At 70.3% G+C, this 21,039-nt stretch carries 17 protein-coding genes and 1 pseudogene; 5 read left to right on the top strand and 13 right to left on the bottom strand.

Features of this window, described 5'->3' with window-relative positions:
* The 7 genes and pseudogenes from A5692_RS02430 to A5692_RS02395 all read right to left on the bottom strand — a co-directional run.
* Window positions 1–188: dihydrofolate reductase family protein (locus A5692_RS02430; RefSeq protein ID WP_369830252.1), on the bottom strand; the 188-nt coding region annotated here is incomplete at its 3' end.
* A gap of 86 nt (window positions 189–274) precedes the next feature.
* Window positions 275–772 carry a flavin reductase family protein gene (locus A5692_RS02425; RefSeq protein WP_068051628.1) on the bottom strand — a complete coding sequence of 166 codons (498 nt, stop codon included), beginning with the start codon at window positions 770–772 and terminating at the stop codon, window positions 275–277.
* A 46-nt stretch (window positions 773–818) separates the two neighbouring features.
* Entirely contained in the window at window positions 819–1,226 is a 408-nt protein-coding gene (locus A5692_RS02420) for an ArsI/CadI family heavy metal resistance metalloenzyme (RefSeq protein WP_068051626.1), read from the bottom strand.
* Between the two features lie 26 nt (window positions 1,227–1,252).
* A pseudogene (gene arsB, locus A5692_RS02410) lies at window positions 1,253–2,756 on the bottom strand (ACR3 family arsenite efflux transporter).
* Entirely contained in the window at window positions 2,753–3,079 is a 327-nt protein-coding gene (locus tag A5692_RS02405) for a helix-turn-helix transcriptional regulator (RefSeq protein WP_068051618.1), read from the bottom strand. The pseudogene arsB and the gene A5692_RS02405 overlap by 4 nt, the downstream one beginning before the upstream one ends.
* 37 nt (window positions 3,080–3,116) lie before the next feature.
* Window positions 3,117–3,611 (bottom strand): DoxX family protein, encoded by a 495-nt coding sequence (locus A5692_RS02400; RefSeq protein ID WP_068051616.1) that lies wholly within the window; start codon window positions 3,609–3,611, stop codon window positions 3,117–3,119.
* A complete protein-coding gene (locus A5692_RS02395) occupies window positions 3,608–4,879 on the bottom strand; it encodes an APC family permease (protein WP_068051615.1) in 1,272 nt (423 codons plus the stop codon). Before A5692_RS02395 ends, A5692_RS02400 begins: the two co-directional genes overlap by 4 nt.
* Window positions 4,880–4,943: 64 nt before the next feature.
* Between A5692_RS02395 and A5692_RS30210 the strand changes: the two genes are divergently transcribed.
* Window positions 4,944–5,687 (top strand): helix-turn-helix domain-containing protein, encoded by a 744-nt coding sequence (locus A5692_RS30210; protein ID WP_304528596.1) that lies wholly within the window; start codon window positions 4,944–4,946, stop codon window positions 5,685–5,687.
* Window positions 5,684–7,156 (top strand): multicopper oxidase domain-containing protein, encoded by a 1,473-nt coding sequence (locus tag A5692_RS02385; protein ID WP_068051612.1) that lies wholly within the window; start codon window positions 5,684–5,686, stop codon window positions 7,154–7,156. The genes A5692_RS30210 and A5692_RS02385 overlap by 4 nt, the downstream gene beginning before the upstream one ends.
* Window positions 7,157–7,158: 2 nt before the next feature.
* On the opposite strand, the gene A5692_RS02380 is transcribed toward A5692_RS02385, so the two are convergent.
* Window positions 7,159–8,283: an FAD-dependent oxidoreductase gene (locus A5692_RS02380; protein ID WP_068051610.1), complete on the bottom strand. Its 1,125-nt coding sequence runs from the start codon at window positions 8,281–8,283 to the stop codon at window positions 7,159–7,161.
* 68 nt (window positions 8,284–8,351) lie between these two features.
* Between A5692_RS02380 and A5692_RS02375 the strand changes: the two genes are divergently transcribed.
* Entirely contained in the window at window positions 8,352–9,245 is an 894-nt protein-coding gene (locus tag A5692_RS02375) for a hypothetical protein (RefSeq protein WP_369830251.1), read from the top strand.
* 4 nt (window positions 9,246–9,249) lie between these two features.
* Here A5692_RS02375 and A5692_RS02370 read toward each other — a convergent pair whose 3' ends face one another.
* Complete coding sequence (locus A5692_RS02370; protein ID WP_082962327.1) at window positions 9,250–10,965, bottom strand: 3-ketosteroid-delta-1-dehydrogenase; 1,716 nt, start codon at window positions 10,963–10,965, stop codon at window positions 9,250–9,252.
* Between the two features lie 91 nt (window positions 10,966–11,056).
* Here A5692_RS02370 and A5692_RS02365 point away from each other — a divergent pair, with 91 nt between their 5' ends.
* Entirely contained in the window at window positions 11,057–12,199 is a 1,143-nt protein-coding gene (locus tag A5692_RS02365; RefSeq protein WP_068051609.1) for a Rieske 2Fe-2S domain-containing protein, read from the top strand.
* Window positions 12,196–12,498 (top strand): ferredoxin, encoded by a 303-nt coding sequence (locus tag A5692_RS02360; protein ID WP_068051607.1) that lies wholly within the window; start codon window positions 12,196–12,198, stop codon window positions 12,496–12,498. Before A5692_RS02365 ends, A5692_RS02360 begins: the two co-directional genes overlap by 4 nt.
* On the opposite strand, the gene A5692_RS02355 is transcribed toward A5692_RS02360, so the two are convergent.
* The 4 genes from A5692_RS02355 to A5692_RS02340 all read right to left on the bottom strand — a co-directional run bounded on the left by A5692_RS02355 (window position 12,482) and on the right by A5692_RS02340 (window position 20,805).
* Entirely contained in the window at window positions 12,482–16,942 is a 4,461-nt protein-coding gene (locus A5692_RS02355; protein ID WP_068051605.1) for an HAD-IC family P-type ATPase, read from the bottom strand. The two genes, A5692_RS02360 and A5692_RS02355, sit on opposite strands and share 17 nt — an antisense overlap.
* Before the next feature lie 315 nt (window positions 16,943–17,257).
* Window positions 17,258–18,724: an FAD-dependent oxidoreductase gene (locus A5692_RS02350; RefSeq protein ID WP_068051603.1), complete on the bottom strand. Its 1,467-nt coding sequence runs from the start codon at window positions 18,722–18,724 to the stop codon at window positions 17,258–17,260.
* Window positions 18,721–19,629, bottom strand: a complete 909-nt coding sequence (gene bphC, locus A5692_RS02345) for a biphenyl-2,3-diol 1,2-dioxygenase (RefSeq protein WP_068051601.1) — start codon at window positions 19,627–19,629, stop codon at window positions 18,721–18,723. The genes A5692_RS02350 and bphC overlap by 4 nt, the downstream gene beginning before the upstream one ends.
* A gap of 9 nt (window positions 19,630–19,638) precedes the next feature.
* Entirely contained in the window at window positions 19,639–20,805 is a 1,167-nt protein-coding gene (locus tag A5692_RS02340; RefSeq protein ID WP_068051630.1) for an acyl-CoA dehydrogenase family protein, read from the bottom strand.
* Between the last annotated feature and the right edge of the window lie 234 nt (window positions 20,806–21,039).

Here is a 21,039-nt window from a genome sequence, read left to right as displayed (position 1 = left end):
GGCGGCGCGCTCCGCCCCGGCTCGGTGAGCCGCACCGGACCGTAGTTCTCGGCGCGCGCGGTCCCGGCGCCCACCAGGACGACGTCGGCGAAGCCGCGCAGGATTTTCAACAGCTGCTGATCGGCGGGACACGACAGCGGGCCGGCCCGGCCGCCGAACGCGGCGGCCCCGTCGGCGCTGAAGATCATGTTGGCCCGCACCCCGAGCGGGGGATCGGCGTAGAACGACGCGAGTTCGGTGACGCCGGCGACGGTGCCCACCCGGGGAGCCACGGCTACGCCTCGTGGCCGGGTTCCAGATGGCGGACGTCACCGAAGGACACCCAGCGTTCAAGCTCTTCGGGCGGGCGGCCGTCCACCGGCGCGAGCAGGTGCCCGATGTGGTCGCCCAGCGAGAACCTGTCGAGAATCTCGCCGACGAACCATGCGGCGGCGTCGTCGAGAATGGGCATCCCCGCCGGGCCGGTGTGCCACGAGCAGCGGTCGAATTTGTTGATCGTGTCGCCGGTCTGGCTGCCGAACAGCTCCACGACGTCGAGGTGGTCGTGGTCGAACAGGTGCACCGCCAGGTGAGTCGCCTCGGTGGCGACCGGGAACGTGTGGTTCTTTTTGGACAGGCCGACCAGGAATCGGGGCGGGTGGATGCTGGTCTGGCTGGCGAACCCGACCAGACAGCCCGCCGAGACGTCGTCGGCCCGCGTGGTCACGACGTACATCGGGTAATTCAGCAGGCTCACCAGCTTTTCGAACGCGTCTTCTCCCGGGTTGGTCATCCGCTCAGTCTTCCCGTTCGAACCGAGGAAGAACCCGGCGGTGCCCCTAGGCCTGGCAGCAGGGCTCGTCGGCGGTGTCGCCGAACGTGTCGGAGTCAGCGAGCACGGTGTAGACCTCCCACCGTTCCCCGCCGGGGCCGGTGACCCAGACCTTGTCCTGCGTAGCGAAGCAGCAGGTGGTGTCGAGCTGCTCGTCGGTGACCAGCCCCCGGTCGCCGAGGCGGCCGATTTCGGCGTGCACGGTCTCACTGGAGCCGACTTCCACGCCGAGGTGGTTGAGGCTGCCGCCGTGGCCGGGGTTCTCGAGCAACACCAGCTTGAGCGGGGGTTCGGCGATCGCGAAGTTGGCGTAGCCGGGTTTGACCTTGGCCGGTTCGGTGTCGAAAAGCTTGGAGTAGAACGCGATCGCCTCCTCGAGGTCGTCGACGTTGAGGGCGAGTTGCACGCGAGACATGAGGTGTCCTTTCTTTCGGGTGCGGGCTAGGGGGTGGGGGCGGGCAGGAGTTCGGCGATCAACGCCGCCACCCGCTGGGCGATGTCGTCGCGGATGGCGCGCACGGTGGCCAGCGGTTGGCCGGCGGGGTCGGGCACTTTCCAGTCGCGGTAGGACACCCCCGGAAAGTAGGGGCAGGTGTCGCCGCAGCCCATGGTGATCACCACGTCGCTGGTCTGCACATCGTCGCCGGTGAGGACCCTCGGGCTGGCGGCCGTGATGTCGATGCCCCGCTCGGCCATGGCGGCGATCGCAACGGGGTTGATCTCGTCGGCGGGCTGGGTTCCGGCCGAACGGACTTCGATGCGACCGTCGGACATCTGGCTCAGCAGGGCGGCGGCCATCTGTGAGCGGCCGGCGTTGTGCACGCAGACGAACAGGACGCTGGGCTTATCGGCCATCGGTGCGGGCTCCTCGGGCGGGGTCGTCGCGAAACAGCCGGGCGCGCAGCGCAAGCGAAACGTAGACCAGCCCGACCAGGACGGGCACCTCGATCAGCGGGCCGACCACCCCGGCGAGGGCCTGCCCGGACGTGACGCCGTAGGTCGCGATGGCCACCGCGATGGCCAGTTCGAAGTTGTTACCGGCGGCGGTGAAGGCCAGGGTGGTCGTGCGGGCGTAGCCGAGGCGCAAGAGGAGTCCCAGGGCATACCCGCCCGCCCACATGATCGCGAAGTAGGCCAGCAGCGGGATGGCGATCCGGGCCACGTCCCATGGCCGGGAAGTGATCTCGTGGCCCTGCAGGGCGAACAGGATCACGATGGTGAACAGCAGCCCGTACAGGGCCCACGGCCCGATGCGGGGGAGGAACCGCGTCTCGTACCAGTCGCGGCCCCGGAATTGTTCGCCCAGCCGGCGCGAGAGGTATCCGGCCAGCAGCGGGATGCCGAGGAAGATGAGCACGGCCTTGGCGATCTGCCAGGGCGAGACGTGGATGCCGGTTTGGGGCAGGCCCAGCCAGCCGGGCAGCACCGACAGGTAGAACCAGCCCAGCGCCGCGAACATGACCACCTGGAACAGCGAATTCAAGGCGACCAGCACGGCGGCGGCCTCGCGGTCCCCGCAGGCCAGGTCGTTCCAGATGATGACCATGGCGATGCAGCGGGCCAGCCCGACGATGATGAGGCCGGTGCGGTACTCGGGCAGGTCGCCCAGCAGGGACCAGGCCAACGTGAACATCACCGCGGGACCGACCACCCAGTTGAGCAACACGGACGACACGATCAGCTTCCGGTCGGCGGTGACCTCGTCGAGCCGGTCGTAGCGGACCTTGGCCAGCACTGGATACATCATGACCAACAGCCCGAGCGCGATCGGTAGCGAAATGCCCTGAATGGCAACGGCGCTCAGAGCCGAACCGAGGCCCGGAACGACTCGGCCGAGCAACAGGCCGGCGGCCATCGCCGCCCCGATCCATAACGGCAGCAGCCGGTCCAACGTGGGGAGGCGGGTCGCCGCCGTGGTGGGCGCCGGGGCGCGGGTTTCGGTCATGGCCGCAGCACCGACGAAAGCCGCTGCAGCGCAGCGGGAATCACCCAGTAGTACACCCAGGTGCCGCGCCGCTCGCAATCCAGCAACCCGGCTGAACGCAGCAGCTTGAGGTGATGGGAAATCGTTGGCTGCGACAGATCGAAGGTCGCCGATATCTCGCAGACGCAGGCCTCGCCGCCGGGGTGGCTGGCGATCAGGCTCAACAATCTCAGGCGCACCGGATCGCCCAGCGCCTTGAACATGCCAGCCAGTTCGGACGCCTGCGACTCGGCCATCGCGGCCGTCCCCAGCGTCGCGCAGCACGTCTGCAGTTGATTCGACATTCTTCTATATAAACACTTATCGAATCAACACGCAACCTCACGTGGCCGTCGGTGGTGACCGCCGCGCCGACCCAGTGAGCCAGGCGTCGAGCGACACGGCGCCGGCCCCGGCGAAAAGCAGGAACAGGCTGCCGCAGAGCTGGGCCAAGTCGACGCGCGATTCGTGGATGAAGTCCCACCAGCCGTGTTCGCCACCAAAGAGTGGGGCCTGGCACCAGAAGAGGGGCAGCTTGGTGATCAACAGCGCCCCGAGCATGTCGACGATCATCGGCGCGGCGGCCAGTCGGGTGAGCAGCCCGAGGAGGATCAGGATGCCGCAGCCGATCTCGAAGATTCCGTCCAGGGTGGAGAAGAATGCGGGCGCGGGGATGCCCGCCTTTTCGAACCTGCCGGTGCCCAGCGCGGCCGGTCGAAGAAACTTCAGAACGCCCTCGCAGGCGAACACCAGTCCCACATAGAAACGAATCAGCAGCACCGCGGCCGGGGCGCGCGTCGAGAGCAGCGGTGCGAGGCGGGATCCGGGGCTAATCATGTGCGGTCTCCTTGTGATCGGAATCCCCTGGGGCCGAGCCGAATCGCGTAGGCGGTGACGCCGACGCCGAGCACCACCAGGCCGGAGAGCACCGACGACAGCGGCATCGCGAACGCCAAAACGACGCACCCGGCCAATCCGACGACGGGAATCATCGGGTGCGGGCGCCCCTCGTCCGGCCGGAGGGTGAACGCGGACGCGTTGGCGACGGCGTAATAGATCAACACGGCGAATGACGAAAATCCGATCGCGCCCCTGAGGTCGACGGTGGCGGACAACACTGCCACGACGGCACCGATCAGCAACTCGGCGCGATGCGGCACCCCGAACCGCGGGTGCACGGCGGTGAGCGCGTTGGGGAGATGGTGGTCGCGGGCCATGGCCAGCGTGGTGCGCGAGACGCCCAGGATCAGCGCCAGCAGCGAGCCCAGCGCCGCGACCGCCGCACCCACCTGCACGATGGGAACGAGCCAGCCCGTTCCGGCCGCCCGCACCGCGTCAACCAACGGCGCGGTCGCCTGGCCGAGGCGTTGCGGCCCGAGCACCGCGAGCGCGGCCACCGCTACCAGGGTGTAGGCCCCCAGGGCGATGGCGAGCGCGACCGGGATCGCGCGCGGGATGGTGCGCTCCGGGTCGCGCACCTCCTCGCCCAACGTCGCGATGCGGGCGTAGCCGGCGAAGGCGAAGAACAGCAGCCCGGCGGCCTGGACCACCCCACCGACGGTGGTACCTACCGGGCGAAGTTGTTCGGCGCCGGCCGTTCCCGACGCGACCACCGCGACGACCACCGCGGCCAGCACGGCCAACACGAGCGCGACGATGATGCGCGTCAGCCAGGCGGACTTCTGTACCCCGGCGTAGTTCACCGCCGTCAGCGCGACCACCGTGGCGACCGCCACCGCGTGCGCCTGCGACGGCCACGCGTAGGAGCCGACGGTCAGGGCCATCGCCGCGCACGAGGCGGTCTTGCCGACGACAAAACCCCAACCCGCCAGATATCCCCAGAAATCGCCCAAGCGCTCGCGTCCGTACACGTAGGTGCCGCCGGAGGCGGGGTAGCGGGCGGCCAGCCGGGCCGAGGAGGTGGCATTGCAATAGGCCACCACGGCCGCCAACGCCAGGCCCAGCAACAGGCCCGACCCCGCGGCGCGCGCCGCCGGGCCCAGCGCCGCGAAGATCCCGGCGCCGATCATGGAGCCCAGCCCGATCACCACCGCGTCGAACACACCCAGGATGCGGCGAAGCTCGCCGGTGTCGTTGTCGGCCAATGGGTCTCCTCACCGTGCAGGCAGCGCCAAACCTATCAAACAGATTTGATGTATTGTCCAGGGGGTGTCGGTAACCGATCGGGCGGTGGTTCCGCAGCTGATGCAGATGGCCTCGCACCCGGTGCGCTGGGCGCTGCTGACCGAGCTCGCGGGCGGAGACCACCGGGTGCGCGAGTTGGCCGCCGCCGTTGACGAGCCGCAAAACCTCGTCTCGTATCACCTGCGGCTACTGCGCTCGGCCGGCCTGGTGGACGCGCGGCGCAGCAGTTTCGACGGCCGGGACACCTACTACCGGCTCAACGTGACGGGGTGCGCCGGGGCGTTCCGGGAGGCGGCCGCGGCGCTGCATCCCGCGCTCGCGCCCACGCCGGTCGCCACGCCGGCGGCCCGGTCGGTGCTGTTCCTGTGTACCGGCAACAGCGCGCGCTCACCCATGGCCGAGGCGCTGCTGAAGAGGCGGGGCCACGGCCGCATTCGGGCCGCGAGCGCGGGCAGCCATCCCAAGCCGCACCTGCACCCCAACGCGGTACGCGTCATGCGCGACAGGTACGGCATCGACCTCGCCGGGCGCCGGCCCCAATCGTTGGCTGCGGTGGCTCGGCGCGACTTCGATTGCGTGATCACCCTGTGCGACAAGGTCCGCGAGTACGCGCACGACCATGGTCTGGACGCGACGATGCACTGGAGCCTGCCCGACCCGTCGGCCAACGGCGCCGACTACCCGGAATTCGACCGGGTGGCAGGCGAATTGGACGACCGCATCGCATTCCTGCTGCCCGCTCTCGACGCTTCTCCGCGGCGGCGATGACCGTGTCGCTGGATCGGCGTGACTTCTTGAAATGGGGCGGCCTGGCCGCGCTGGCCGCAAGCGGAAGCACCGGCGCCGTGGCCGCATGCGCGCGGCCCGCACCGCCCGGCGGCAAGCCCGATTACACGCTGCGGATCGGCACCGCCGCGGTGGAATTGGCCCCGGGCCACGTCGTGTCGACCTTGACCTACAACGGCCAATTCCCCGGCCCGCTGCTGCGGTTCACCGAGGGCAGGCGAACCACGGTGGAGATCTTCAACGACACCGATTTCCCAGAGCAGTTGCACTGGCACGGCCAGCACGTCGGCGTCGACGTCGACGGCTCCGCCGAGGAGGGAACGCCCTACATCCCCGCACACGGCATGCGGCGGATTTCCTTCGTGCCGGGGCCGGCCGGCTTTCGCTTCTACCACACGCACGTGGTGCCGCGCGCCGACCTTGTCCGCGGCCAATACAGCGGTCTGGTCGGCCCCGTCTACATCGAGCCCCGGCAGAACGCCGGCGCCTACGACCAAGAGATCTTCTTGACGCTCAAGGAATTCGAGCCCAGTTTCACCCGCGGGGGTGACATGGCCGCGGACTTCCTGGTTGGTGACCAGCAGCCTGACCTGAAAGACAGGGGCGAGTCGTCGATGGCGGCGTCGCTAGGCCGCGGCGATCCACGGGGCTTCGAGGTCGGCTACGGGGCGTTCGCCGTCAACGGACGGATGCTGGGCCGCGGCGACCCGATCCGGGTGCGCACCGGTCAGCGGGTGCTGCTGCACATCCTGAACGGCAGCGCCACCGAAACCCGGAGCCTGGCGCTGCCGGGCCATGTCTTCACGGTGGTCGCGCTGGACGGAAACCCGGTACCCAACCCCGCGTCGGTGCCGGTGCTGTGGCTCGGTGCCGCCGAACGCGTTTCGGCCCTGGTCACCATGACCAACCCGGGAGTGTGGGTGCTGGGGGACGTGTCCGACGACGACCGAAACCACGGCATGGGCGTCGTCGTCGAATATGGCGGGCGGGGCGGGGATCCGCAGTGGGCGCCGCCGCCGTCGTTCAAGTGGGATTACCGGCTGTTCGCAAAACCCGCGCCCGTCCCGCCGCCCGAGCGCACGATCGAGCTGCTGATCGAGAAGCGCAATGCCGCCGACAACGGGTTCAACGTGTGGACCTTCAACGGCACGCCGTTTTCCATGGACACCAACCGGCCGGTGCTCGACCTGCAACGCGGCAAGCGCTACCGGCTGCGCTTCCGCAACGCCAGCGACGACCTGCACCCGATGCACCTGCATCGGCACACGTTCGAGATCACCGAATTCGCCGGCACGCCAACGGCCGGCGTGCGCAAGGACGTCGCGATGCTGGGGGGTTACCAGAGCATGGACGTCGACTTCGTCGCCGACCAGCCCGGCCTGTCGCTGCTGCATTGCCACCAGCAGATCCACATGGACTACGGGCTCATGCTGCTGCTCAACGGCGGCTGACCTTACCCCAGCGGATTGTTCTCTCGCACTCCGCGATACATGCCCCACCGCACGATCCACGGCATCACGACGCGCTCGACCGACCACGACGGGAACCGGAACGCGTGGCCGGAGGGCAGGAAAACCTCCAGCCCGTCGGGTTGTATACCCACCAACGAGCCCCACCGCCGCGTCGGCGCCCGGTAGGCCCCCAGCCGCCCGCCGCTGAGCTCGGCGCGCACGTTGCGGGCCACCAGCGCGTCGCCGCGGTTGCGGGCCGAGCTGCGCAGCGGATCGGTCGCCGCGACGTCGCCGACCGCAAAGACCCCCGGGTGACCGGGCACTCGCAGCTCCGGCGTCACGCGAACGAAACCGCGCTCGTCGAGCAGCTCCGGCGGCAGCCAACCGGTATTGGGCCGCACCCGCCCGACCGCCCACAGCACCGCGTCGGCACGCGCCGTGGGTTGCCCGCTGCTCCAGCGCACCGGTTCGGCGGTGATCTCGTCGCCCGCGAACCCGTCGGGCAGCACCGCGCGGTGGCGCGGATGGATGCCCACGCCCAGGCAGCCGAGCCGTCCGCGAAGCCGGCCCCAGATCCGCGGATGGTGCCCCTCCAGCGCGCCGTCTGCGGGGAAGTACAGGTCGATGCGCTTGCCCGGCCAGGTGGTGGCCATGTTGAGCGCGCTGCTCACCGCCGCCGCACCGCCGCCCACGACGATGATCGAGCCGGCGGCCGCCAGCCGGTCATGCGCGGCGCGCAGCTCCGCGCCGACCTCGGCGGCCGATTGCAGCGTCGGGCGGCGCCAGAAGCCATTACTCACTCCGGTCGAGATGATCAGCGCGTCGTATTCCTCGGCCAGGGTCGAGCCGTCGGCGCGTTTGCCCACGACCGTGCGGGCGGCCAGGTCCACCCCGGTCAGTTCGGCCTGCACTGTCCGCACCCGGTCCAGGCGCCGGAACCGGTCGAACGGAATCCAGTAGTCGCGCGCCCAGTCGTGCGGGCGGGAGAGCCGGACGCCGAGTTCCTGACCGCTGACCAGCGCCGGCTTGACGGAGATGCCGACGACGTCGGCGTACCCGGAGAGCCGGATCGCGGCCAGGACACCCGCGTCTCCGAGCCCGGCAATGACGACACGCTTGCGGTTCATGCCGTTATCCTGCCTGGGATGAACTTCGGGCCCGCCCGCTACTCGACCGATTGCCAGGAGCACGCCACTTGATCGTCTCGCCCAGGAGTGGTCGCGCCGAACGCATGACCGACCTGCCGTCGTCGATGCACCCGCGTGCGCGTGCCGCGCTGCGCGCCGCCGTGCGCGCCTCGGCCCCCCGCCCGGCCGCCGCGCGGCGGGCCGCCGGGGGCTTGCAGACGCCGGACTTGTGGGCGGCGGTGGCGGCGGAGATCCGGTGGGCCTTCACGCCGCCCCGCACCTGGTTGATGGGCGTGGTCGCCAACGTGGTCTTCGCCGCGGCGTGGCTGCTGGTGCAGCCGCTGACGATCGGCCTCCACCACACCGACTGGGTGATTCTGGTGGGAACCTACTTCTCCTCGTGGGTGCTGGCCGACGTCACCACCACCAACCTGCTCGGCGCCGATCACTACCGCGTCCGGGAGGCATTGGCCGACGGCGTGCCCGTCAGGCGGATCCTGCTGGTCAAGAACCTTGCCCTGCTCGCGATCGTCGGGCTGCCCACCTTGGTGGCTGCGGTGGTGTTGACGCTCTGCCTGGAAACGCCCGGGCGGCTGGGGATCACGATTCCCACCGTCGCCGTGCCCATCCTGTCCTGGCTCGGGCTGGGCAACCTCATCTCGGTGCTGCACCCGGTCGGCGTCGAGCCGCTGATCCGGCGGTGGCGCCAGCGCGGCGACCGGCGCCGCATCGGCGGCTGGCTGGCGGCCCTGACGCTGCCGTACCTGGTGTACTACGTCGCCGACCCGATGAACGGGGTTGAGCACAAAGTGCTCTGGACCAAGGTGCCGTCGTTCATCTGGCCGGTGTTCGGGCGCGACACCAAGAGCTTCGTGCACCTGGCCATCGCCGTGGCCATCTGGATAGTCGGCACCGTCGCCGCGCTGGCGTGGGTGCGCAGGCGCGGCGTGACGATCAGGTGATCGGTCACGGCTGGGGATGCGCGCGGCTCGCTGCGTCGCGGGCCGCGATGTAGCCGTACACCAAGCCCTGCGCGATCGTCGCGCCCGCGCCGGGGTAAGTGGTGCCGAACGCGTTGGCAGCGGCGTTGCCGATCGCGTACAGCCCGGGGATCGCGGTGCCGTCCTCGCGCAGTACCCGCGCTCGTTCGTCGGCCGACAGCCCACCACAGGTGCCCAGGTCGCTGAGGGCCATCCTGACCGCATAGAAGGGGCCCTTGAGCAGCGGACGCAGGTTGGGGTTCGGCGTGACGGTGGGGTCGCCGTAGTACCGGTCGTAGGCGCTGCGGCCCCGGCCGAAATCGGGATCCTGCCCGGCGGAGGCGCTTTCGTTGAATCGGGTCATCGTCGCAACGAACTCTTGGACCGGAACGCCGATCAGCGCGGCCAGCTCGGGGAAGTCCTCGGCGCGCACCGCGATGCCCGCGTCGTACCAGGACCGGGGAATCCGCATGCGCGGAAACAGTTCGGCGCCAAACACATAGCTGTTGCGGTACTGCTGATCGAAGACGATCCACATCGCCTCGACGGGGCTGCCCGATCGCTCCAGCTCCAGCAACCGTTGACCGAACGACATGTAGTCGCAAGACTCGTTGGCGAATCGGTGGCCGTTCTGGTCCACGATCAGGCAGCCCGGCAGCGACCGTTCGGCCAGCATCACCCCCGGCGGCCTGCCGGGCAGCGGCGCGATGGCGGGGAACCACCACGCCTGGTCCATCAGGCCGATGCCCGCGCCCACGTCCTGCGCCGCGCGGATCCCCTCGCCGGTGTTGGTCTCGGCGCCCAGGCTGAGGCTGGCCTCCAGCGACTCGGTCTGAAACTTCCGCCGCATTTCCATGTTGTGGTCGAAACCGCCGGTGGCCAGCACGACGCCGCGCCGGGCGGTGATCGACACCTCGCGGCCGTCGTGGCCGACGACCGCGCCGGTCACGCGGTCGGCATCGCCGGTCAGGCGCAGCAGCGGGGTGTCGGTCCACACCGGGATACCGGCGCGCAGCACGCCGGCGAACAGGCCGGCCGCCAGCGCCTGGCCGCCCGCCGCGTAGCGGCGGCCCAGCAGCCGCCCGCCGAGTCCCTGCGCCACCCGCTTGGCGAACGTCGGAACGCCGCGGCGCGGCACCCGCGCGACCAGGTTCATCCAGCGGTAGTCGGCGCCCGTCGTCGGTATCGAGAAGCCGGCCTCCAGCACGCCCGGGCGCAGCCGCGTGCGGTATTCGCCGAGGATCGACGTGTCCAGCGGACGGGACTCGCAGGTGCGGCCCGCGGCGCTGCCGCCCGGCTCCTCGGGGTGGTAGTCGGAGTAGTCGCGCGCCCAGAACAGACGCAGGGGAGTCGTGCGGCGCAACATGTCGACCGTCGCGGGCACATACGCTAGGAACGCGGCCGACCGTTGCCCGGGCGCCGACCCGGCGACCACCGCGTCCAGGTAGGCGGCCGCGCGTGCGGCGGTGTCGTTGGCGCCGGCGTCGCGCAGCACGGGGCAGGCGGGTAGCCACAGCGCGCCGCCGGAACGGGCCGTCGAGCCACCGACGTACGGCGACTTCTCCACGATGAGCACCGAGAGCCCGCCCTCGTGCGCGGCCAGCGCGGCGGCCATGCCGGTGCCGGAGCCGACCACCAGCAGGTCGACCGTCGTGTCGCTCACCGGCAGGCCGGACGGGATGGTCGCGCTGCGCGGGCTCACGGTGTGAACGGTATGCCGGGGCGGGGTGGCAGAGGAAGGGGCGGGAACAAGTGGCCCCACAAGGCGGGCCGCAGGCGTTAAATCAAGGGTTATGACGTCGCAGTCGGAAGCCGACGAGGTTCGGCTCATCGAAGCGCAGCCCGCCCCCGCCCGGTTTGCCCGCGGCTGGCACTGCCTGGGCCTGATCCGGGACTTCGGTGACGGCAAGCCCCACCCCATCAACGCCTTCGGCCAGAAGCTGGTCGTGTTCCGCAGCGGGGACGGCGAGATCAACGTGCTCGACGGCTACTGCCGGCACATGGGCGGTGATCTGTCGCAGGGCGAGGTCAAAGGCAACGAGATCGCCTGCCCCTTCCACGACTGGCGCTGGGGCGGCGACGGCCGGTGCAAGCGGGTGCCCTACGCCAGGCGTACCCCGCGGCTGGCCCGCACGCGGGCCTGGACCACGCTGCAACAGGACGGCATGTTGTTCCTGTGGAACGACCCCGAGGGCAATCCGCCGCCGCCCGGGGTGACGATTCCGCGCATCGAGGGTGCGGCCAGCGACGACTGGACCGACTGGCACTGGTACACCACCGTGGTGGGCAGCAACTGCCGCGAAATCATCGACAACGTCGTGGACATGGCGCACTTCTTCTACATCCACGGCTCGCTGCCCACGTATTTCAAGAACATCTTCGAAGGCCCCGTGGCTACCCAGTACATGAACGGCGAGGGCCGGCCCGACCTCGGCGGCACGGTGGGCGCCGAGATGCTGGGCACGACGTCGGTCGCGTCCTACTACGGCCCGTCCTTCATGATCGACGACCTGACCTACCACTACCGGACCGGTGACGCGCAATCGGTTCTGATCAATTGCCACTACCCGATCGACGCGAATTCCTTTGTGCTGCAGTACGGCATCATCGTGAAGAAGTCGGACGGCATGCCCGCCGACCAGGCCATGCAGACCGCGATCAAACTCGGCGACTACATCAAGCTGGGGTTCGAACAGGACGTGCAGATCTGGCGGCACAAGGCGCGCATCGACAATCCGCTGCTGGTCGAGGAGGACGGGCCGGTGTACCAGCTCCGGCGCTGGTATCAGCAGTTCTACGTCGACGCCGCCGACGTGACGCCGGACATGGTGGACCGCTTCGAATTCGAGCTCGACACCACCCGGCCGTACGAGGCGTGGATGAAAGAGGTCGAGGACAACATGGCGGCCCAGGCGGCCGCCGCGGGTCCGCGGTGACGCTCGAGTCGTCCGTCCGGACGGACAACCGGCTCGACGAGATGCCGATGGTCCCGGTGTCGTGCCGCGACTGCGGCGCCCGCGTGCTGGCGCGCAAGGGCACCTGGAACCAGACCAGCGTGCAGTGGAACGCCGACGCGACGGCCCGGTGCACCGAGCTCGCCGAGGCGCGCAAGATCTCTGCGCACGCCGGCCGCGCTGTGTTTTTGGCGTGCTCGGCGTTGAGGGAGTCGATCCTGGACGCTGTGCGCCGGGGCGCCCTGGCGATCGTCGACGAGCGGCTCACGGACGATCGCTGACGACCTCCGCCGCCCGATGCTGGTGCTGGTCCACCAGTTTCAGCGCGGGCGCCGTCCTCGCGGGTCCGGCCAGGGCCGCGGTATGCGGCGCGCGGCCCCGCTTGTCCCGAGGCGGTTCGTCAGGCGAGCCGGGTGGCTGCTCGCCGGGCAACGGGTCGTCATTCATCGGCGGTGACTCCGCGTCCCGGCTGCCCGAGCGCAAGCGATTGGTGGCGGCGACGGCGAGGATCGCGGCCGCGGCCGTGCCGAGCCCCTGCGCCCAGCCCACCGGGCCGACCGGTGTGCAGCCCAGCAGTTGGCTGATCCCCGGCGTGGTGATCATCGCGGCGAATGCGGCGAACGAGCCGGCCGCGGTGACCAGCACCAAGGGCGCGTGCGAGTCGACCACGGTCTGGCCGAGCTCGACGGCGACCAGTGAGATCAGCGCGACGGTGGATGCCCGCCGGGGCAGTCCGGTGACCGAGGCCAGCACCCATGCCGCGGTGGCGGAGGCGGCGGTGATCGATCCGCGCGCCGCCACGGCCCTGCGCAGCGCGCGTTCGTCGATGCCGCGCCCGACGCGTTGCACCGGCCCGGCGGGTGTGCTGACGGCGACCGCCGTGGCGGGCAACGCGTCGGTGAGCATGTTCATCAACAGCAACTGGCGGGTGTTCAGCGGCGAGGTCCCGGTGATCGCGGTGCCGATCACAGAGAAGATCACCTCGCCGGCATTGCCGCCCAGCAGGCCGGCCACCGCCGCCTGCACCCCCCGCCACAGCCTGCGCCCCTCGTCGATGGCGTCCACCAGCGTCTCGATGCGGCCGTCGGTCAGCACCAGGTCGGCGGTGGTGTGGGCGGAATCGCTGCCGCGTGCGACCACACCGACCCCGACGCTCGCGGCCCGGATCGCGGCGGCGTCGTTGGCGCCGTCACCCACCATGGCGCACACCCGCCCGGCCCGCTCGAGGGTCTGGACCACCTGCACCTTGTTCTCCGGCGACATCCGGGCAAAGATCACGCGTTCGGACACCGCGCGCAGCTGATCGTGCCGTGACAGGGCGTTCCACTCGGCCCCGGTGATCACCTGGTCGCCGTTCACCGGCACGCCCAGCTCGCGGGCGATGGCGGCGGCGGTGACGGGATGGTCGCCGGTGATCAGGCGGATGGCCACGCCCCGGTCGGCCAGGTCGGCCAGTAATTGAGGCGCCTGGGCGCGCGGTGTGTCCGAGAGCCCCAGAAATCCCGTCAGCGTCAACTCCGCGCCGCACACTTCGCTGAGGCCGTCGGGGTCGTCCCGCAACGACCGCGCCTGCTGCGCGCTGAGGCGGCGTTGGGCCACGGCGATCACCCGAAGCCCCGCGGTCGTCAGCGCGGCAACCGCGTCCTCCACCTCCGCGTCCACCTCCCGGCATGCCGCCAAGACCACTTCCGGTGCGCCTTTGACCGTCACGTGCGTGCCGGTCGCCGAGGCGGAGAATGCCCGGCCGGACCGGAACGGCAGATGCGCGTCCGGTGTGGATCGCGCGCCGGACGCCGCCGCGTCCGCCGCCTTGATGATGGCTTCGTCGGTGGCGTGGACGTGCGGATTGCCGTCGTCCGCCGGCGCGGCTTGGGCGGCGCACCGTAAGACGTCGTCGCGCGAATGCCCGGCCGCCGGATGCACCTCGACCACCCGAAGACGGTTCTCGCTCAGCGTCCCGGTCTTGTCGAAGCAGACCACCTCGACGCGACCGAGCGCCTCGGCCGCTCGCGGGACCCGCACCAGCGCGCCGGCTTCGCCCAGCCGCTGCGCCGACGCGGACTGCGCGAGGGTCGCCATCAAGGGCATGCCCTCCGGGATGGCCGCCACCGAGACCGCGATGGCGCTACTGAGCGCTTGGCGCAGGCCGCCCGCGCGCAGGAGGCCGAGGGCGCCGACCAAAACACCGCCGCCCGCGCTGAAGGGGAACGCCCGGCTCATCAGTTGGCTGAGTTGATGATGCAGGCCGACGGTGGGCAGGTCACCGGAGGCCAGTTCGGCCGCGCGGCGTGTCTGGGTGTCGGCGCCGACGGCGGTGACCACCGCGACCGCGGTGCCCGCCACCACGGTGGTCCCGGCGTAGATCATGCAGCGACGCTCGGCCAGTTCGGCCCCAGGTGTGGCCTCGACCTGCTTCTGCACGGACAGGGACTCGCCGGTCAGCGACGATTCGTCGACCTCGAGGTCGTGCGCCTCGATCAACCGGGCGTCCGCGGGCACCACCTCGTCGCTGCGCACCTCGATCACGTCGCCGGGCCGCAGCTGCTCGATCACGACGTCGCGGTAGCCGCGCGCGGCGGTGACCAACCGCGCCGGCGGCGCCTGCTGAGCCAGCAGGCGGGTCAGCCGGTTTTCGGCCTGCAGCTGTTGGTAGGTCGACAGCATCGCGTTCCCGGTGAGCACGGTGCCGACCAGCAGCGCGTCGGCCGGTGACCCCAACACCGCGGTCGCGGTCGAACACAACGCGAGGACCGGGGTCAACGGGTCGCCGGTCAGCTCGGCGCCGGCGGCTTTGACGAAGTCCCATGCCGCGCCGGGGAACCGTGCGCCGCGTGGCGCGGGTTCCGTCGCGGCAGAACACTCGCCGGGTTCGCGCAGCGTCGCCAGTACGTCGCGGACCCGCTCGGCCGACATCGCGTGCCACTCGTAGGCCGGCGCGGGCCGGGGGATCGGGGTGCCGATCGTGCGGCGCGCCAACAGATATCCCGACAGGATCCCCGCGACGGCGCCGACGGTCACCGGGCCCGGTCCTCGCAACCGGCGCACCCCGGGGACCATGAACAGCGCGCCCAGCGCCGACGCGCCCACCGATATCGCGATACCTTGCTGGCTTGCCCTGCGCGCCGCGGGCAGCGCATGCAACACCCTCCAGGCCGCCGCGAGGTCCTCCATCATCAGGTCCGCGTGCCAGGGCGGCGGCCCATCGGCGTCGGGTTTGATCCCCAGCGCCAGGTCGGCGGCCGAAAGGGCTCGTGCGGCAGCCGAGGACAGCACGGCGACCGTGTGCCCTCCCCGTTGCAGCTCGGCCACCGCATCGGCGAGCGCGTCGTCGATGCGGTCATCGCTGACCGGCCGGATGTCATCGAACGCCGGCCGCAGGTCGCCGAGCAGGTCGGTGTCGACCGACACCAGCCGCGCGCCGGAGTCGCGCGCCTGGGTGATCATCGCCGAGGCCAGCGGGTGGACCGCCGGGGCGATCAGCGCCTCGACCGCGCGGCCGCCGTCGACCGCTGCGGCATGGATCGGGTGCCAGCCCGCGGCGGCGCCGTCGTCGAGGAGTTCCTGCGCGCGGGTCCAGGCGTTGAGCAAATCGCCGTCGCGGGCGCCGCGGACGCGCACCACCCGCATCGTCTCGCCGCACAGCACGCGCGGATCGATGAGCAGCGCATCGACCTTGTCGAGCCGGCGCAAACCCTCCGGGCGCAGCGCCAGCACCGCGTGCCGATCCGCCAAGCCCCGTCCGAGCGTGCTGGCGAACGCCTCGTGGGTGGTGCGCATCGCCTTCGGGGAAGCCGCCAAGGCCGCGTTCGAGGCCATCGTGACGTTGCGGGTGACGGCCCCGGTCAGGCCGACACCGATCAGCTGCGCCCACGCCGCACGAGTGCCATGGCGCTCGATCGGCCCGGCCGGTGGCCGAACCGGGCGCGAGGCGCGGTGCACCCCGGGTTCGTCGGCGTGCCGGGCCAACTCCGGCTCGTAACGGTCCCATGCCCGCGCCGCCGCTCGACACTCGGCGGCCTTGAAGGCCTGCATCGTCAGGTCCACCGCCAATTTCGCCGGCGACAACGTGACGACATGCGCGACCATGCCGGTCACCGACAACGCCATGTCCGTCGCGCCGGGTCCGATCCCGGCCTCGAGCGCACGGCGCAGCCACGGTTGATGATTCGCGATCGCGGACACCGCCTCGACGGCGATCGGCGCCGCCGGCAACCGCAACGCGCTGCCCGCGAGTGCGACCGTGAACGCGGCGGCATTAGCGGCCACCATCGCACCGCGTGTCGCCAGCAGCAGGCCGTCACCGGGCAGGCTTTCCCCGCGAGTGAACCCCGTTGCACCGCAGTCTGATTCGACTTCATCGAGCACGGAGCAGAGGTCGTTCAGCGACGCCCCGTCGGGGTCGGTTTCGATGACCGCGCGCGACAACGGGAGATTCAGGCTGACGTTCGCCACGCCGGGCTGTGCCCGCAGCGCATCAACGACGGCTTCGGCCCGCGCCGCGTCGTCGATTCCGCGGACCTCGATCCACATGCGACCGTCACCGCGCCCGGTGCGCCGGGTCAGCGCGGAGCGGGAAACCTCACCCGAGAGCACCTTTGCGCCCACCCGCACCGGCAGGGCGGCAACATCGAGGCCGGCGGCGGCGAGATTGCCTGCCGCGTCGCCAAGCCCCGCGGCGGCGCCGAGCGCGGTCGACACCACCCGCAGTGGCGAAAGTTGTCGCACGCGCAACCCCTTTCACACGACGAATGGTTGGTTCGCGGGTATCCGCGAGGAGGCCGCCGATCGACGCTGGCCGGGGCTGCAAACCCGACCAACCTAACCCGCGGTCAAGGCGCCAGCAACTTGAGACGAATCCGGTAAAGAACATGTAAAAAATGATCGATGCAGTTGGGAGGCTTCGATCAAAATGTTCGGGTCGCCTGATTCATATTTCGAGCAAATCCTCAACGGCCCGTCGCTGTCACCAAGCCCGGGGGCGTCGCGTCATCGCGACCCGTCGAGCCGCTTTTCGCCGTGAGATCGCGCTCGCGGCGGGGATCAACCCCGGGCAGCCGACCGCCCCGCGCGCCGCCCGTAGAAGCTGCCGTCGCCGAGCGAGATGCCGCTGGCGTAGCCCCAGGCGGCCAGCCCCGCCGTGCAGCGGCCGGCTGCGAAGAGGCCGGGGATGGGTTGGCCGCTGACGTGCAGCACCTCGGCGTCCAGCGTGGTGGCCAGCCCGCCCAGGGTGAAGCCGCCGGTGTTCTCCCGCAGGTCGATGGCGCCGACCGGCGAGCCGATGGGCTTGAGCCACTCGGGCTTCTTGTGCAGCAGCGGATCCTCGCCGCGCGCCGCGCCCTCGTTGTAGGCGGCGACGGTCGCCTGCAGGCAGCCGGGCGCCAGGCCCATCTCGTGTTCCAGGTCGGCGACGGTGTCGGCCACCCAGGTCGCCTCTCGCAGCATGAACTTCGGCGACCATGACGCCATCGCGTCCTGCTGGGCGTCGTCGTCGATGATCAGGTAGGCGGTGTTGTCCTGTTGGTAGAGCGTGAGTTGCCCGATGCGGCCGGGGTAGGTGTCCTCGGCGACGTAGCGCTGGCCGCGGCCGTTGACCAGGATCCCGCGCACCAGTTGCTGGGGGTCGATGAAGATCGCCACCTCGGTGGCGTCCATGTGCGCCAGGTCGGCACCCAGCGCCTGGGCCATCCGGATCGCCTGGCCGTCGTGCTGCTCGATGGACGCGGCCGGGCGGCCCGCGATCCGCGGGGCGTAGCGGGCCACCATCGCGTCGTTGTAGGCGAAGCTGCCCGTCGCGAGCACGACGCCGCGGCGCGCGCGAAACGACATCTCGCTGCCGTAGCGGCGGGCGCGGATGCCGACGACCCGGCCGTCGGCTTCGACGATGAGGCGCTGCACCCGCACGTCGTAGAGCGCACGCGCGCCGGCCGCGGTGGCGGTCTCGACGAGCGGCTTCATCAACATGTAGCCCGCGCTGGCCTCGCCCTGCTTCTTGTTGGACATCTGCGGGACGTGGCCGCGCGGGGCGGGGGAGGCGATGGTGTTGAACGGGTAGGCGTTCTCGCCGCCGCTGTACATCAGGCCCTGGTCGCCCATCGGTTCCCAGCCGGGCTCGGAGAAGAACTCGGCCTTGAACGGCACCCCGCAGCCGACGAGCCACTCGTAGTGGGCGACGCTGCCGGCGCAATAGTCGGCGATCCGGTTCGCGTCGGCGCCGGGCCCCATCGCCACGTTGAGGAACGCCGCCATGTTGTCCACGGAATCGGCGAAACCGCAGGCTTTTTGCAGGGGCGTGCCGCCGCCGAGGTAGATGAACCCGCCGGCCATCGCCGCCGCGCCGCCCCAGGATCCGGTGCGTTCCAGAACCAGCACGTCGGCGCCGCCACGGGCCGCCTCGACCGCCGCGGCGGCCCCGGCCACCCCGTAGCCGGCGATGACCACGTCGGCCTCGTCATCCCACGACGTGATCGACGCGGCCGGGATCGGGGTGACCTCGGTATCGGGCGTCATAACCGCATGGCCGCGGGCATTTCGCCGACCCACTGGTGGCCCCAGTAGCTGTCGGCGGTGATTTCCTCTGCGGTGTAATAGCTTTCGTCGACGCGCATGCCGTCAGTGCCGAATTCGATGTCCCAATCACCGGGCGCACGCACGTAGAACGACACCATCTTGTCGTTGGTGTGCCGGCCCAGGGTGGAAGACAACTGGAAGCCCTCGGCGTTGACGCGGTCCAGGGCCTGCCCGACGGCGTCGAGGCTGTCGACCTCCACCATGATGTGCACGACGCGCGGGTCGCGCTGGTGGGCGGCCGGCACGATCGCCAGGCTGTGATGTCGCTCGTTGATGCCCAGGAACCGAACCCGCACCGGGCCGAATTCTTTGGGCAGCGGCACCCGGAACGCGCCTCGGGCACGGAACCCCAGGACCTCGGTGTAGAAGTCGAACAGCCCGCCCGGGTCGGTGGCGGGTATGACCACGTGGCCCATGCCCTGATCGTCGGTCACGAACCTCGCGCCGAACGGGGTGACGACGGGGCTGTGGTCGAGCACCGCACCGTGGAACACCTCGAGCGTGGTGCCGGCCGGGTCCTCGAAGGTGATCACCTCTTCCACGCGGCGGGCCTCGGCCTCGTCGACCGACAGCTGCTTGAACGGGGTCCCGGCGGTGTCCAGCGTGGCCTTGACCCGTTGCAGGGCAGCGCGGTCGCGCACCTCCCAGCCGACGGTGAGCACCCGGTCCGTGTCGCCGGGCACCACGATGAGCCGGGCTGCGCGCTCGTCCATCCGCAGGTACAGCGCCGACGGGTCGGGGCCCTTACCCTCGGCGAATCCCAGGACACCGAAGGCGAAGTGCCGCCAGCGGTCGATGTCGTTCGTCGAAACGGTGATGTAGCCCAGGCTTTTCAGGTCGGTCAACGCGCTCTCCTAGATCAAAGCCCGCAGGGGGCCCTCGGGCGGATCGATACCCAGCGAACTCAGCGCCGACGCGTGATAGGCGGTGCCGGGGACGTGGATGGCGTGCAGGTGGCCGACGTGCACGTCGCGCCAATACCGTTGCAGCGGCTTGTCCATTCGCGCCGCGTTGCCGCCGGAGCGGGCGAAGATCTCGTCGACCGCCGCCACCGCGCGCCACACCGCGCGGATCTGGGTGCGCCGCCCGGCCGCGCGGTCGGCGAACGACACCTCCTTGCCGGCGGCGACCATGTCGTAGATGCGGTCGGCGTTGGCCAGCAGTTCCTGGCGGGCGGCGTTGATGTCTGCGGCGGCCTCGCCGATCGCGTGCATCACGTACGGATCGTCCTTGATCGCGGTTCCGGTGGCGCCGACGCGCTCGCGCTGGTAATCCAGGTGCGCGGCCAGCGCGCCCTCGGCGATGCCGATGGTCGCCGCGGAGATGCCCAGCGGGAACATCGTCGACCACGGCATCAGGTACAGCGGCTCGGTCATGCCGGCCTCACGCTGGGCGGTGCCGTCCATCACCTTGGTCGCGTCCATCGTCCGGTAGGCCGGGACGAACGCGTCGGAGACGATGACGTCCTTGGAGCCGGTTCCCCGCAGCCCCACCACGTTCCACGAGTCCTCGACGATCTCGTAGTCCTTGCGCGGCAGGATCATGTGCAGCATCTGCGGCGGCATGATCGGTATGCCGTTGTCGTCGCCCAGCATCGCGCCCAGGATGATCCAGTCGCAGTGGTCGGTGCCCGAGCTGAACTGCCAGCGGCCGTTGAAGACGTAGCCACCGTCGATGGGCTTGGCCACGCCCTGCGGCGCGTAGGGGGAGGCCATCCACGTGTCGACGTCGTCGGCCCAGATCTCGGCGGCCACCTTCGGATCCGCGTAGGCCAACTGGTAGGGGTGCACACCCACCACGCCGACGATCCAACCGGCGGCCGGATCCAGCGCCGCGGTCGCCATCGTCGTCTCGGCGAACTCGCGCGGGTGGACCTCGAAGCCTTGATATTGCTTGGTCTGCAGCATCCGGATCAGGCCCGCGCCCTTCATCAGCTTGACCGTGTCGTCGGTGAGCCGGCCGATATCGCGTTCGTCCTCGAGTCTGCGCAGCCGGGTCGCGATGCCGTCGACATCGGTCATGGTTTTCTCCTCATCGTCGGGGTTACTGCGGTAGACCATTACTAAGCCCTCACACGTTAGGACGAACTGCATGAGCGAGCGGGTTCCGAACCGGGTAATCGACCGGGTCATTGAACTAGGCGACCAGCTGCGCGACCAGGCCGCCGAAGCCGAGCGGATCGGCCGGCTCACCGACGACACGGTCAAGCTGATGAAGGGCGCGGGCCTGATCCGGATGCTGCAGACCAAGCAATA

The sequence above is a fragment of the Mycobacterium sp. E342 genome, assembly GCF_001667665.1.
GTDB lineage: Bacteria > Actinomycetota > Actinomycetes > Mycobacteriales > Mycobacteriaceae > Mycobacterium.
Note: the sequence above shows the minus strand (reverse complement) of the source record. Positions and strands in the feature narration are given on the sequence as shown.